Source organism: Beijerinckia sp. L45 (assembly GCF_009765775.1).
Lineage (GTDB): Bacteria > Pseudomonadota > Alphaproteobacteria > Rhizobiales > Beijerinckiaceae > RH-AL1.
On record NZ_LMUU01000160.1, the window covers coordinates 3,644 to 16,372 of the forward strand.

A 12,729-nucleotide genomic window follows, 5' to 3' on the forward strand; every position below is an offset into this window, starting at 1 on the left:
GAACAGCGCCAGCCAGGGCAACAGCAAAGCAACAACAATCGTGACCACGCGCGGCGGCTCCTTTTCCGTTTAGCCCCGCAGCACCTCGACCAGGGTTTTGCCCAGGCGCGCCGGCGAGGGCGATACGACGATACCCGCCGCCTGCATGGCGGCGATCTTGTCTTCCGCGCCGCCTTTGCCACCCGCAATGATCGCGCCAGCATGGCCCATGCGGCGGCCGGGCGGCGCGGTGCGACCGGCGATGAAGCCGACCATCGGCTTCTTGCGGCCGCGCTTGGCCTCGTCCGCCAGGAACTGCGCGGCGTCTTCTTCCGCCGAGCCGCCGATCTCACCGATCATGATGATCGAATGAGTCGCTTCGTCGGCGAGAAAGAGTTCGAGCATGTCGATGAACTCGGTGCCCTTCACCGGGTCGCCGCCGATGCCGACTGCCGTCGTCTGCCCGAGGCCCTCGCGGGTCGTCTGGAAGACTGCCTCATATGTAAGTGTGCCGGAGCGCGATACGATCCCTACCGATCCGGTTTTGAAGATATTGCCCGGCATGATGCCGATCTTGCATTCGCCCGAGGTCATGACGCCTGGGCAGTTCGGACCGATCAGCCGCGACTTGGAGCCCTGCAGGGCCCGCTTCACCTTGATCATATCGGCGACCGGGATGCCCTCGGTGATGCAGACGATGAGCGGGATTTCGGCGTCGATCGCCTCGCAGATCGCGTCGGCGGCGCCAGGCGGCGGCACGTAGATGACACTGGCCTCGGCGTCGGTCGCCTCCTTGGCCTCCATCACCGTGTCGAAGATCGGCAGGCCGAGGTGGATCGCCCCGCCCTTGCCGGGCGACGTGCCGCCGACCATCTGGGTCCCGTAGGCGATCGCCTGCTCGGAGTGGAAAGTGCCGTTCTTGCCGGTAAAACCTTGGCAGATGACCTTGGTGTGCTTGTCGATCAGGATGGACACGAGGCTGGCCTCTAAACTTCGATATGAAAATGTTTCGGTCTGCAAAGGCCGCCGTCGCGGGCCGGATCGAACCCGATCCCGAACGCCTGGCGTGCTTCGCTTTCCAAGGAAATATCGTTCATGCGGCTAGGCCTGCGACGCCGAAGATGTCGGCACGCCGGGTATAAAGAATTTTTTGGCCGTGCCAAACAAAACTATACCGCTGAACGGGTGAAACGGCCGGCTATGGCGTGCCGTTGACCGCCGCCACGATCTTCTGCGCGGCGTCGTCGAGATCGTCGGCGGAAATCACGTTCAGCCCGGACTCGCCGATGATTTTCTTGCCGAGGTCGACGTTGGTCCCTTCGAGGCGAACAACCAGCGGCACCTGCAGGCCGACCTCTTTCACCGCCGCGATCACGCCTTCGGCAATGACGTCGCATTTCATTATGCCGCCGAAGATGTTGACGAGAATGCCCTTCACGTTGGGATCGGCGGTGATGATCTTGAAGGCCGCGGCCACCTTCTCCTTGGTGGCGCCGCCGCCGACGTCGAGAAAATTGGCCGGCGCCGCGCCATAAAGCTTGATGATGTCCATCGTCGCCATGGCGAGGCCGGCGCCGTTGACCATGCAGCCGATCGTGCCTTCCAACGTGATGTAGTTGAGATCGTACTTGGAGGCCTCGATCTCCTTGGCGTCTTCCTCACCCTCGTCGCGCAAGGCGACGACATCGGGATGGCGGTAGAGCGCATTCGAATCGAACGAGATCTTGGCATCGAGGCAGCGGATCTGCCCCTCGGCGGAGACGATCAGCGGGTTGATTTCCAGCATCTCCATGTCCTTCGACACGAAGGCCGTATAGAGTTGCCCGACAAGTGTGCCGACCTGCTTGGCGAGGTCGCCTTCGAGGTCCAGCGCCTTGGCGACGGTGCGGCCGTGATGCGGCATGATGCCGGTCGCCGGATCGACGGAGAAGGTGGTGATCCGCTCCGGCGTCTTGTGCGCAACCTCCTCGATGTCCATACCGCCTTCCGTCGAGACGACGAAGGAGACGCGGCTGGTGACACGGTCGACCAGCAGCGACAGATAGAACTCTTTCGCGATGTTCGAGCCGTCTTCGAGATAGATGCGGTTGACCTGGCGGCCCGCGGGGCCGGTCTGCACGGTGACCAGCGTGTTGCCCAAAATCTGTTCGACGTAGGCTTTGACTTCGTCGATCGAGCGGGCGAGGCGGACACCGCCCTTTTCGCCGGCCTGCGCTTCCTTGAACGTGCCCTTGCCGCGCCCGCCGGCATGGATCTGCGACTTCACCACCCAGACCGGACCGCCGAGGTCCTTGGCCGCCGCCTCGGCCTCGTCGAGGGCGAAGATCGGCACACCACGCGGCACAGGGACACCAAACTCACGAAGAACCGATTTCGCCTGGTATTCATGGATGTTCATGGAAGCCCCCGCATCGTGCCGTTTTTTATCAGTGGCGCTGTACTAGACGGCGACGGCTGGGACATCAATCGGTGGGAAAGAGGATGGCGTCGTAATCCATCGCGCCGTGGAGGATCCGGATGATGGACACCGTGTCGTTCTTGACCAGATAAAAGATCAGGTAGTTGCCATGGGGCCGCCGACGGATCGGGCGATCTTCGCGACGTGCGATCAGCGGATAGCGAAGGGGCATGTTTTCGAGCGAGTGACAGGCACGCAAGAGATCGTCGATAAGGATTATCGCATGCCGGCCGTTGTGATCGGCGACGGTCGTGCCGATTCGGTCAAGGTCCAGCCAGGCCTCATTCGAAAGGGTGACGGTCACCGGCCATCGACGTTGGCGGCGGAACCGAACTTCGCTTCAAGCCTCGTCCGTGCCTCGTCGAGTGTCAGGACTCGCCCAGCAGCGATGTCCGCTAAGCCGCGGTCGATGGCTACGTCTAACGCAGCCAATTTGCGCTCGCGTTCTTCGAGAAGCTTGACGCTTTCGCGCAAGACCGTCGTCCGCGACTCGTAATGCCCATCGGCCAAAAGCTGAGATACGAACGCTTCGAGCCGTTCTCCAAGGTCAACGCTGTCTGCCATCTGCATTGCTCCTCGCACCGAGAGACCGCGAGAATAACACGAGTTTCAACCGTATGCTTTCATCAGGAAGATCGGATCGAAAGGAACTGTACCGTCCGCCGCTTTGAGCGACGGACGGTACAGGCAGCATGATCCTTACGACGCGAAAGCCGGGTTGATGCCCTTGCACGCCTCGACAAGAGACCGCACCGAGGCGACCGATTTTTCGAACATGTCCTTCTCGGTGGCGTCGAGCTGGACCTCGACCACCTTCTCCACGCCATTGGCGCCGATCACGACCGGCACGCCTACATAGATGCCGGAGACGCCATACTCGCCGTTGAGCTGGGCGGCGCAGGGGAGCACCCGGCGCTTGTCCTTGAGATAGGACTCCGCCATCGCGATCGCCGAAGCGGCCGGCGCATAGAAGGCCGAACCGGTCTTCAGCAGGTTGACGATCTCGCCGCCGCCCTTGCGGGTGCGGTCGACGATGGCGTCGAGGCGCTCCTGGGTGGTCCAGCCGATCTTGACCATGTCGGTGAGCGGGATGCCGGCGACCGTCGAGTAGCGCAGCGAGGGCACCATGTCGTCGCCATGGCCGCCGAGCACGAAGGCGGTGACGTCCTCGACCGACACCTTGAATTCTTCCGAGAGGAAGTAGCGGAAGCGCGAGGAATCCAGCACGCCGGCCATGCCGACGACCTTCTGCGCGGGCAGGCCGGAAGCCTTCTGCAGCGCCCAAACCATGGCATCGAGCGGGTTGGTGATGCAGATCACGAAGGCGTCGGGCGCATGCTCCTTGATGCCCTTGCCGACGGATTCCATCACTTTCAGGTTGATGCTGAGCAGGTCGTCGCGGCTCATGCCGGGCTTGCGCGGCACGCCGGCGGTGACGATGACGACGTCCGAGCCTGCGATGTCGGCGTAGGAATTGGCGCCGGTGAGTTTGGCGTTGAAGCCGTCGACGGGCGCGGATTCGGCGAGATCGAGGGCTTTGCCCTGGGGCGTCCCCTCGGCGATGTCGAAGAGGACGATGTCGCCCAATTCCTTCAACCCGGCGAGATGCGCCAGCGTGCCGCCGATCTGCCCGGCCCCGATCAAAGCGATTTTGTTACGTGCCATAATGTTCCTCGTCGACCGGTGCCATGAATGAGCGAGGTTCTGCCCCAACTCATCCGTCTTGTACAAGCCCGTACTGTGGCGTGGCAGGCATAGCTGAGGGGCCCGAAAACGCTCAGGTATCCACGATACCTTCCATGTTTCCGCTCTTCAGCGTGCCGGCGCGGCCATGAGGCAGCGCCATATATTCCGAGGATTGCATCTCGACGAGCCGCGACACCGTGCGGGCAAACTCGAAGGCCTCGCGCCCATCGGTGCCCACGAAGAGTTGCGCGGGCACGGCGGCAGCCGAGGCGAACAGCTTGATGTGCGCCTCGTAGAACGCATCGATCAGGATGATGAAGCGCTTGGCCTCGTTGACCTGCGAGGCCTTGATGATCGGAATGTCGTCGATGATCACGGTGTGATAGCGCCGCGCGATCGCCAGATAGTCCTGGGCGCCAAGCGGCGCCTCGCAGAGATCCGCGAAGGAAAACCGCGCGACGTTGCCGCGCGACTGCGGCACGTCGATCAGGCGCCCTAGCACTTTTACCGTCGTCGGGTTGCCGGAGTCGACGCCTGTCAGCATCCGGAAGGCCTTGGTCAGCGCCTCATGGGCCGCGACGTCGGCGGGAACATGGAAAGTCGCCGACCCCGCCAGCTTTTCCATGCGGAAGTCGGTGCGCGAATCGAGCTTCAGCACGTGCATCTTCTCTTCGATCAGGGCGATCGACGGCAGGAACAGCGAGCGGTTGAGCCCTTCCTTATAAAGATCGCTTGGCTCGACATTGGACGTCGCCACCACCACGACACCGCGGGCGAAGAGCGCCTTGAACAGGCGCCCGAGGATCATCGCATCCGCGATATCCGTCACGGTGAACTCGTCGAAGCAGAGGAGCCATGCGCTTTTGGCAATCTCTTCGGCCACGGGCTCGATCGGATCCTCGCCCTTGACCCACCCTTTCTTGAGCGCCTGACGCCACTGAAAAATCTCGCCATGCACTTCCGCCATGAAGGCGTGGAAGTGGACGCGTCGCTTCTTCGGCACGTCCGCACGATCGAAAAACATGTCCATCAACATGGACTTGCCGCGGCCGACGCCGCCCCAGATGTAGAGACCCTTCGGCGCGCCGCTCTCCGGCTTGGCGCCGAAAAGCCAGCCGAGCGCCGCGGATTTCCGCGCGGGCTGATAGCCCGCGAGGGCTTGGTTCAACGCGTCGAGACGCTGGACGATGGCCTCCTGGGCCGCATCGCGATCGATATGGCCGACCCGCACTTCGGCGTCGTATTGGCTGCGGATCGATAATTGCAAGGGCGGTTTCCTGCTGGAGCGGCCCCAGCGTTATCCCGACTTCGGGGATGGGCGGCAAGCGGAGCGTAAGACGTGTGACGAGTCCATGACGGCTCGAATGGAACGAGACGAGCTCGCCTTGATTTAATCCAAAGTGGAGATCAAAGTAATGCGAGCACCAACCACAAGCGAGGCAGCAGGAATGCGTTTTTGGGGTGGCATTGCGATCGTGATCTTCGTGGGGTCGGCTCATTCAGCCTTGGCCGCACCGTTTCTGCCCTCCTTGAATGCCGCCGTCGTTCCCCTGCCGTTCAGTCCCGTGGTCGTCTTCGGGAAGGACAGCCGGCGCACCGCCGAAGATTTCGCGATAGAACATCACGTCGACCTCGCCGAATTGCGTCGCGATCACAACGCGTCCGGGCTCATTCAGTGCGGCGATGCGCATGGCGCCGGCCAGCTGACGCTGAGCTCCAACGTCGTCACCACGGCGGCTCACGTCTTTTACGACGAAAACGGTATTCCTCGTTCCCACAGCTGCACGTTCGACCTCATGACGGATGGCAAGGTCACGCATGTGCCGATCGATCTGACCAGCATCGTCGCCGGCAGCACCAACCCTTACGCAGTGGCACCCGCGCATGATTGGGCGGTCGTCCGCCTTGCCCACCGCGTCTCCGGGGTCAAACCCTATACGCTGGCCTATAACATTCACCCCAACGAACCCGTCACCTTCGTGGCACGCGGCCATATCGACTGGGGCGAGGCGCGCAAGCTGTCGCTCGAAGAATGCCTGATGCACGACCAGCTCTCGGCGGCGGAAGAAGGCACACGCGAATTCTCCTTCGACTGCGACACCGGCGACGGCGCTTCCGGGGGCGCCCTGATGTTCGATAAGGACCGCTTCCAGATCGGCGCCATCCTCGTCGGCTGGCGCTCGAATCGCCCGTTCAACGCGGTCCCCTTCTCACGCACGCATTATAATTTTGCGGTGACGATGGAAGGCGATTTCCGCAAGGCCGTGCTGGCCGCGGCGGGCAATCTGACGGCGCAGAAGTAGGCGATTCGCCTAATTATTTGTGCTGTTGGACGAGGCGCTATGCTTGGCTTCGGTTTGGTAACGGTGGGAACAGCTGTCAAAAAGCTGCTCGTGAAAGGACAGGCACTTGGTGTCTTTGTCAGTCAAAGCAAAATGCAAAATGTTCAGCCCAATATAAAATACACCAACCGCCAGAATAAACACAAAAACATTTGCTAAATAAACAGAGATCAGATTAGGATATCTGTAGTTATTTTTTTTGAACAATTTATGAACCCGGTCGACCGCAGCGAGCTTAGTTGCGCAACATCCGGCCCAGAACGACCACACAATTGCAAATCCCTTCCAGGACATATCGTCGATCACATGATCCAATAGCAGCCCAGAATAATACGGCAGTAAGAATAGTAGGATGAACTGCTCGCCTGCTTTTTGAATATTATTAAGCTGCAGCTGAAGTCCGTCCTGTGCCAAACGGGCAAGGCTTGTCGCTGCCCGTTCGTATCGCAGTCCGAGCCGATCGATAAAGTCAAATGTTGATCCTAAGCGCTGCTCTACAAATCTGTTGTAGGGTTGGAAGCCCTCAATTCGATGAAGTCTTAATCCCGCCAGTCCAGACCGGAATTGCTCAACATAGTACCTCGACCTCTCAACGCGATACTGAATTCCATTGCGTATTCCAAGATTGTTTATCTTCTTATTTAGTGCCAATATTTGTTGCGTTGCCTCAGACTCCTTTCCGTTGTTCAACGAGTTTCGCGCCTCCTTGGTCAGGGGTTCAAGCTCTGCAATGATCTCACCGGCCGTCCGGAGCTCTCTGAGCTCGACCAGGGCCGCCAACCGCACAGTGCCAAGATTAAGGAGCCTGTCGATTAAGCGACCAAGCTGCCACTTATTGACGACTTCTTTTGTATTGTCGCCTGGAGGCGTCTGATGGACATACATCAGATAAGTTAAAGGCGCGGTGCGATCAGGCAGGACCTTCTTTGAATTGGAATAGCCGAGAGACGTTATGTAGAACGCTCGGCCGTCCAGCATATAACTGGACGTCGTTTCGCTTCGATTGTCGTCACTGACGATGGGGCCAAATATCTCGGTTGCTCTTTGGCCCCAGCTTAGGGTACTTTTTTTCGTGAGCGCTTCAACAGGCAATCTCACCGTTTCGTCCGAAAGAATGATGCCGCGAAAATTTGCGAAAACATGACCGATGTTCGTCGCTCCCTCCGCCGGGCTCAGATCTGTCGGAAAAAAGCCAAATATAATCTCCCAGTATCGTCTGAAAAAGAAATCCGCGATTTCCTTGTTCTCGATAACCTGACTGTCGTCCACGAAAGAGTTGCAGTTCTTTCTAATAGCGGAGGCATATCTGTTGAGATCGTCGATAAGGGAACTATCGCCCAGAATTGCCTTTAGGTCGCTTCCGCGACCTTTCTCATTGAAAAATGCCGGGCTTAGATCGATAAAATAGGTGACCGTAAAATATTCACTGTGTACTTGGAATTTTGAACTGAATTTGAATTCTTTTGAATCGCAATATATATTAAGGGTTCTACGATCGTCGTCGATCATTGAGTGGATATGGGCCTGCAAGCTTTTATTAGCAAATTTCAGCGCCGTTGCGGGATCCATGATGTTCGTCGGATCTCCGATTTTACTGACGCCGCCGAAAAACACGAAATATTTTTCGACATCAAAATCATATCGTACCGTAAGTTTGGTGTTCTGTAACATACTGATCGATTGTGCCAGCGCATGATCGATCGTCGCCCGCCACGCTGTACGGTCCGTTGCGCCCTGGCCACCAGGATTCCAAAATCCGATATGGCAAACAAGTGCAAGAGCGCGCACCCATGTCACGGTACGATTGTGAGCTAATCCATTTAGATATGAGTAATCGGGGTCATGCACCCCTTTAGAGACTTTAGACATACCGAAATCCATTGATTAAAAATCAAAATAGAGATCTTGAATTCGGCTCTGTCAATTGTGAAATATCCGAGTCTTTGGGAGTATAAATTCAGCACAAGCGCGCCTATCGTGACTGTCCTAGATCGAAAAATCGCTCCAGCGCGTCAGCCTCCGTCGTCGTGGACCGCATGTCCTGCGCCAGCCGCTCGTAGAGCTGCGCCAAGCCGTGGTAGATCGTGGCGGCCTCGTCGGCACCGACGAAGCCTGCGATTTCCTCCATCTCGCCCGACCAGCGATAAGCCTTCGGCATCATGTCGGGGATACGGGTGCGCAACAGGCCCAAAATTTCTGGCTGGCTGCGCTCCATTTCCGCCATCAACGCGCCCGCGGCGCCTTCGCGCGTCGCCGCCAGAATCATCGCGGCGCCGAGACCGGTGAGGCCCTTGGCGATGCCGGCGTAGCACATCTTCAGCGACGAGGCGGCGCCGACGCCGGCGTCGAGCGGGCGGACATCGAGGCCGTAGCCGCCGAGATCGAGCATCGGCTCAAGCGTCTCGCCCGAGGCATAGAACACCGTGCTGGTCGAGCCAAGCTTCGGCGGCGGCCCGATGATCGAGGCATCGATGAAGGCGGAGCCGCTGGCTTCGGCAAGCGCCGCAATCCGCCGCACGGTTTCGGGGCTCACCGCGTTACAGTCGACGTAGGGCACATGCTTCCCATCGTTGACGAGATACGGCAGGACGTCCTGCGCCGTGACATGCGCGGCATCCGGCGGGACGACGGAGAGAAAGACGTCGGCTGTCGCAAACCGGTCGAGCGGGCCATCGACCATCCCGGCCGCTTCGGCGCGCGCCCGGCTGGCAGCGCCGCGCCCCGCCAGGCAAGTGATGACGGTGGCTCCGTTCTCTGCGAGACGTCGTGCGACGGCTGCGCCCATGGCGCCCTGAGCGAGGATCGCGATCGTCTTGCTCATCGTCATGTGCCCCTATGATTTAAGCCAATGCGGCGGGAATCCGGCTCGCTACAGCGTCACCGCCTGCCCGCCTGTGACGGAATAGTAAAGAGCCGTTGTTTCCTTGGCACAGCCAAAATCGCAATCTTCGGCTAGATTGCGACAGAAGGTTTATTCCCAAAGGTTTGGCCGCCATGTCCTCGTTCAACCGCCGCGCCGTTCTGAGCGGCTCCGTCACAAGTCTCGCCCTTGCCATGGCCGGCTGCGTCGGCCCCGGGACGCCCGGGCCGGTTGCCACCGCGACGGTGACACCAGGGGAGCCGGCGGCGATCGCCGGCCTCGAGCCCAAATACAGCGCGATGTACGGACCGGACACGTCAGGTCCCTTCCCGGTGCCGGCGGTCAAAACCTCGATCATCAAGCCGGGCTTCGTCCGCAAGCTGGTGGACTACAAGACGACCGAGCCGGTCGGCACGATCGTCATCGATCCGCATGCGCATTATCTCTACCACGTCGAGGCCAACGGGATGGCGATGCGCTACGGCGTCGGCGTCGGCCGCGAAGGCTTTGCCTGGAAGGGCGAAGCCATCATCAAGACCAAGCAGGAATGGCCGGACTGGTATCCGCCGAAAGAGATGATCGCGCGGACGCCCGGCATGGCCAAATCGCTCGCCGAGCTGCAGAGCGGCATCGGCATGCATGGCGGCCCGCGCAATCCGCTCGGCGCCCGCGCGATGTATCTGTGGCAGGGCAACAAGGACACCTTGTTCCGCATCCACGGCACGACGGAGCCCCAGTCGATCGGCACCAGCGCCTCGTCCGGTTGCATCCGCATGATCAACCAGGATGCGATCGACCTCTACAGCCGCGTTCCCGAAGGCACGCGCGTGGTGGTGCTGTAGCTAGCGCTGGCAGCTGCCGCAAAAGAACGTCGAGCGCCCGTTCTGCACGATGCGCTGGATCACGCCCGCGCATTTGATGTCGGAACACGGCTCGTCGTGGCGGCCGTAGACTTTGAAGCTGTGCTGGAAATAGCCGAGATTGCCATCGGTCTGCCGGTGGTCGCGCAGCGACGAGCCGCCCGCCTCGACGGCCTCCTCGAGCACCTGCCGGATGACCGCGGCCAGACGCGCCGCTCGCGCCGTGGGTGAGCCATCACGGCGCACTAGCGTGCCGGCGGCGCGACGCGGCGACAGGCCGGCGCGATACAGGGCTTCGCAGACATAGATGTTGCCGAGGCCGGCGATCAGCGTCTGGTCGAGCAGCGCGGCCTTCAAGGCGGTCGCCTTGCCCGCAAAGAGCCGGGCCAGCGTCGCGCCGCTGAGATCGGGACCCAGCGGCTCGACGCCGAGATGACGAAACAGCGGGTGCGCGGCGAGATCGGCATCCGCCAGCAGCATGAAGCCGAAACGCCGCGGATCGTTGTAGACGATGGCCGCTCCGTTCGAGAGGCCGAAGACCACGTGATCATGCGTGCCGAGGACGGAGCGCGGGCGGTGAAACACGCCGGGGATCACCGCCTCGCCCTCGGTTTCGATGCGGAACGAGCCGGACATGCCGAGATGCATGATCAGCACCTCGGCGCTGTCGAGCCGCGCCGCAAGGTATTTGGCGCGGCGCTCCAGGGTTTCGACGCGACGGCCCGTAAGCCGTTCGACGAAGCCAGCGGGAAAGGGAAACCGCAAGTCCGCACGCCGTTGCTCGACGCGCGTGATCGTGGCCCCGACGAAGACGGGGGCGAGACCGCGACGCACGGTCTCGACCTCGGGCAGTTCAGGCATCGTTCAACTCATTCTTCTTTGCAAACGACGCCTTCTGCCAGGTTTACTTGCTGACGGCGACCTGGCCGCGCACTTCGCCGCCCTTGTTGGCTGCGGTGTGGATGTTGAAATAGGTCATCCCGTCGGTCAGGTTCTTGGCCTGTTCGTCGGTGAGCGTCGCGGTGCCGGTAATCGGGCTGGCAAGTTCGCCCTTGATCGGGATTTCGACGCCGGCACTCTTGCCGACAGGTGCCGGTGCATGGAAGTGCGCTGCGGTCGCCGGGCCGGTCAGGCCGGTATAGGTCACGGACCAGGTCAGGACCTTGGTCGATGTGTCATAGGTCCCGGTGAGCGCGCCGGTCCCCTTGGAGGTGTTCGGCGGCGTTTCGGACGAGGCCTGCAGGTCGGCTTTGACGCTCATGGATTCAGCGAAGCTTGCGCTGCCGGTCAGCACAAGGGCGGAGAAGGCGCAGGCAGCGATCGCAATACCGGTCTTGAAAATCATGACGAGGTCTTTCCATAGGACGGGGGACGACGGCCCTGTTCGGGGCCACCACGCCCACACATCGGCCAGGACCCGCGCTTCTTCAATGGCTCATCGCCCATCGCGCGGTCACCTTTATGGCAGGTGGCCGCAAACCGCGCCCGCGATCGCGTAGCCAGCGCTGCCCCCGCCCGCTATAGAGGGCAAAAGCCCATTCGGCCGCGTCTGCGCGGGCGAACGGACATTTCACCTGGCGTTTGGTGCCTTCGGTCGTCGGACAGAGACGTCCGGGATCGAGGGGCATCAGGAGATTTGCATGACCCGGCCGCCCGAAAACGACGAGACGACGCATTTCGGCTTTTCCAGCGTGCCGCTCGGTGAGAAGCAGGACCGCGTCGACGACGTGTTTCACAAGGTCGCCGCGCGCTACGACCTGATGAACGATCTGATGTCGGGCGGCCTGCATCGGCTCTGGAAGGACCGGCTCGTCACCCTCGTCCACCCGTCGCGGCGCGGCCCGTTTCATCATCTCGACGTGGCCGGCGGCACCGGCGACGTGGCCTTCCGCATCGCCAAGGCCGGCGGCGCGCCGACGCACGTCACGGTGCTCGACATCAATGCCGACATGCTCGAGGTCGGCAAGACCCGCGCCGCCAAGCGCGACCTGAGCGACCAGCTTACCTTCGTCGAGGCCAATGCCGAAGACCTGCCGTTCCCCGACAAGAGTTTTGATGCCTACACGGTGGCTTTCGGCATCCGCAACGTGCCGCGCATCGAGAAGGCGCTGAGCGAGGCCTATCGCGTGCTGAAGCGCGGCGGCCGCTTCTTCTGCCTCGAATTCTCGCAGGTCGACATGCCCGGCCTCGACACGATCTACGATGCCTATTCGTTCAAGCTGATCCCGGCGATCGGCAAGGCGGTGACGGGCGAGGCCGAGCCCTACCAGTACCTCGTCGAGTCGATCCGCAATTTTCCCGAGGCCGAACGCTTCCGCGACATGATCGCGGATGCCGGGTTCCAGCGCGCGTCCTTCGAGCGGCTCTCCGGCGGCATCGTGGCGATCCATTCGGGCTGGAAGCTTTGAGGCCAATGGCCGGCGGCATCGGGAGACGTCGCCCGTGATCTTCAAGCTTCGGGCCTATGCGCGGCTGGCGCGGGCCGGCTTCGTCCTCGCTCGGGCCGGCGTGTTCAACGACGTCGACACGACCGACATGCCGGGC

The 12,729-nt window shown here is 61.2% G+C and carries 13 protein-coding genes; 3 read left to right on the forward strand and 10 right to left on the reverse strand.

Annotated features, from left to right (window positions below; all coding sequences use genetic code 11):
- Positions 1–69: 69 nt before the first annotated feature.
- The 6 genes from sucD to zapE form a co-directional block, all read right to left on the reverse strand.
- Positions 70–954, reverse strand: a complete 885-nt coding sequence (gene sucD / locus GSQ79_RS17395; RefSeq protein ID WP_158809940.1) for a succinate--CoA ligase subunit alpha — start codon at positions 952–954, stop codon at positions 70–72.
- A 223-nt stretch (positions 955–1,177) separates the two neighbouring features.
- Positions 1,178–2,377 carry an ADP-forming succinate--CoA ligase subunit beta gene (gene sucC, locus GSQ79_RS17400; RefSeq protein WP_158809941.1) on the reverse strand — a complete coding sequence of 400 codons (1,200 nt, stop codon included), beginning with the start codon at positions 2,375–2,377 and terminating at the stop codon, positions 1,178–1,180.
- Between the two features lie 64 nt (positions 2,378–2,441).
- Positions 2,442–2,741 (reverse strand): type II toxin-antitoxin system RelE/ParE family toxin, encoded by a 300-nt coding sequence (locus GSQ79_RS17405; RefSeq protein ID WP_158809942.1) that lies wholly within the window; start codon positions 2,739–2,741, stop codon positions 2,442–2,444.
- A complete protein-coding gene (locus GSQ79_RS17410; protein WP_158809962.1) occupies positions 2,738–3,001 on the reverse strand; it encodes a type II toxin-antitoxin system ParD family antitoxin in 264 nt (87 codons plus the stop codon). The genes GSQ79_RS17405 and GSQ79_RS17410 overlap by 4 nt, the downstream gene beginning before the upstream one ends.
- Before the next feature lie 135 nt (positions 3,002–3,136).
- Positions 3,137–4,102 carry a malate dehydrogenase gene (mdh, locus tag GSQ79_RS17415; protein WP_158809943.1) on the reverse strand — a complete coding sequence of 322 codons (966 nt, stop codon included), beginning with the start codon at positions 4,100–4,102 and terminating at the stop codon, positions 3,137–3,139.
- 112 nt (positions 4,103–4,214) lie between these two features.
- Positions 4,215–5,390, reverse strand: a complete 1,176-nt coding sequence (gene zapE, locus GSQ79_RS17420) for a cell division protein ZapE (RefSeq protein WP_158809944.1) — start codon at positions 5,388–5,390, stop codon at positions 4,215–4,217.
- Between the two features lie 181 nt (positions 5,391–5,571).
- Between zapE and GSQ79_RS17425 the strand changes: the two genes are divergently transcribed.
- Entirely contained in the window at positions 5,572–6,426 is an 855-nt protein-coding gene (locus GSQ79_RS17425) for a serine protease (RefSeq protein ID WP_158809945.1), read from the forward strand.
- A 9-nt stretch (positions 6,427–6,435) separates the two neighbouring features.
- Here GSQ79_RS17425 and GSQ79_RS17430 read toward each other — a convergent pair whose 3' ends face one another.
- Positions 6,436–8,334 carry a DUF3422 family protein gene (locus GSQ79_RS17430; RefSeq protein ID WP_158809946.1) on the reverse strand — a complete coding sequence of 633 codons (1,899 nt, stop codon included), beginning with the start codon at positions 8,332–8,334 and terminating at the stop codon, positions 6,436–6,438.
- 103 nt (positions 8,335–8,437) lie between these two features.
- Positions 8,438–9,286 (reverse strand): NAD(P)-dependent oxidoreductase, encoded by an 849-nt coding sequence (locus GSQ79_RS17435; protein ID WP_158809947.1) that lies wholly within the window; start codon positions 9,284–9,286, stop codon positions 8,438–8,440.
- Between the two features lie 173 nt (positions 9,287–9,459).
- Between GSQ79_RS17435 and GSQ79_RS17440 the strand changes: the two genes are divergently transcribed.
- On the forward strand, positions 9,460–10,167 hold the full coding sequence (locus GSQ79_RS17440; RefSeq protein ID WP_158809948.1) for a L,D-transpeptidase: 708 nt from the start codon (positions 9,460–9,462) through the stop codon (positions 10,165–10,167).
- Here the strand turns inward: GSQ79_RS17440 and mutM are convergent, their stop codons facing one another.
- Together mutM and GSQ79_RS17450 are read right to left on the reverse strand one after the other, a co-directional pair.
- Positions 10,168–11,046, reverse strand: a complete 879-nt coding sequence (mutM, locus tag GSQ79_RS17445; protein ID WP_158809949.1) for a bifunctional DNA-formamidopyrimidine glycosylase/DNA-(apurinic or apyrimidinic site) lyase — start codon at positions 11,044–11,046, stop codon at positions 10,168–10,170. It lies immediately after the preceding gene.
- A gap of 43 nt (positions 11,047–11,089) precedes the next feature.
- Positions 11,090–11,530, reverse strand: coding sequence for a CHRD domain-containing protein (locus GSQ79_RS17450; protein WP_158809950.1), 441 nt, complete (start codon positions 11,528–11,530; stop codon positions 11,090–11,092).
- A gap of 295 nt (positions 11,531–11,825) precedes the next feature.
- Here GSQ79_RS17450 and ubiE point away from each other — a divergent pair, with 295 nt between their 5' ends.
- The gene (ubiE, locus tag GSQ79_RS17455; RefSeq protein ID WP_158809951.1) at positions 11,826–12,593 is read left to right on the forward strand and encodes a bifunctional demethylmenaquinone methyltransferase/2-methoxy-6-polyprenyl-1,4-benzoquinol methylase UbiE; all 768 of its coding nucleotides are present in this window, start codon (positions 11,826–11,828) and stop codon (positions 12,591–12,593) included.
- The last annotated feature ends 136 nt before the right edge of the window (positions 12,594–12,729 follow it).

What these genes read in the sequence shown, in the direction of transcription:
- ubiE (WP_158809951.1), top strand. Translation starts at nt 11,826, where the DNA reads ATGACCCGGCCGCCCGAAAACGACGAGACGACGCATTTCGGCTTTTCC.
- mdh (WP_158809943.1), bottom strand. Translation starts at nt 4,102, where the DNA reads ATGGCACGTAACAAAATCGCTTTGATCGGGGCCGGGCAGATCGGCGGC.
- GSQ79_RS17440 (WP_158809948.1), top strand. Translation starts at nt 9,460, where the DNA reads ATGTCCTCGTTCAACCGCCGCGCCGTTCTGAGCGGCTCCGTCACAAGT.
- GSQ79_RS17435 (WP_158809947.1), bottom strand. Translation starts at nt 9,286, where the DNA reads ATGAGCAAGACGATCGCGATCCTCGCTCAGGGCGCCATGGGCGCAGCC.
- GSQ79_RS17430 (WP_158809946.1), bottom strand. Translation starts at nt 8,334, where the DNA reads ATGTCTAAAGTCTCTAAAGGGGTGCATGACCCCGATTACTCATATCTA.
- sucC (WP_158809941.1), bottom strand. Translation starts at nt 2,377, where the DNA reads ATGAACATCCATGAATACCAGGCGAAATCGGTTCTTCGTGAGTTTGGT.
- mutM (WP_158809949.1), bottom strand. Translation starts at nt 11,046, where the DNA reads ATGCCTGAACTGCCCGAGGTCGAGACCGTGCGTCGCGGTCTCGCCCCC.
- GSQ79_RS17450 (WP_158809950.1), bottom strand. Translation starts at nt 11,530, where the DNA reads ATGATTTTCAAGACCGGTATTGCGATCGCTGCCTGCGCCTTCTCCGCC.
- GSQ79_RS17410 (WP_158809962.1), bottom strand. Translation starts at nt 3,001, where the DNA reads ATGGCAGACAGCGTTGACCTTGGAGAACGGCTCGAAGCGTTCGTATCT.
- GSQ79_RS17425 (WP_158809945.1), top strand. Translation starts at nt 5,572, where the DNA reads ATGCGTTTTTGGGGTGGCATTGCGATCGTGATCTTCGTGGGGTCGGCT.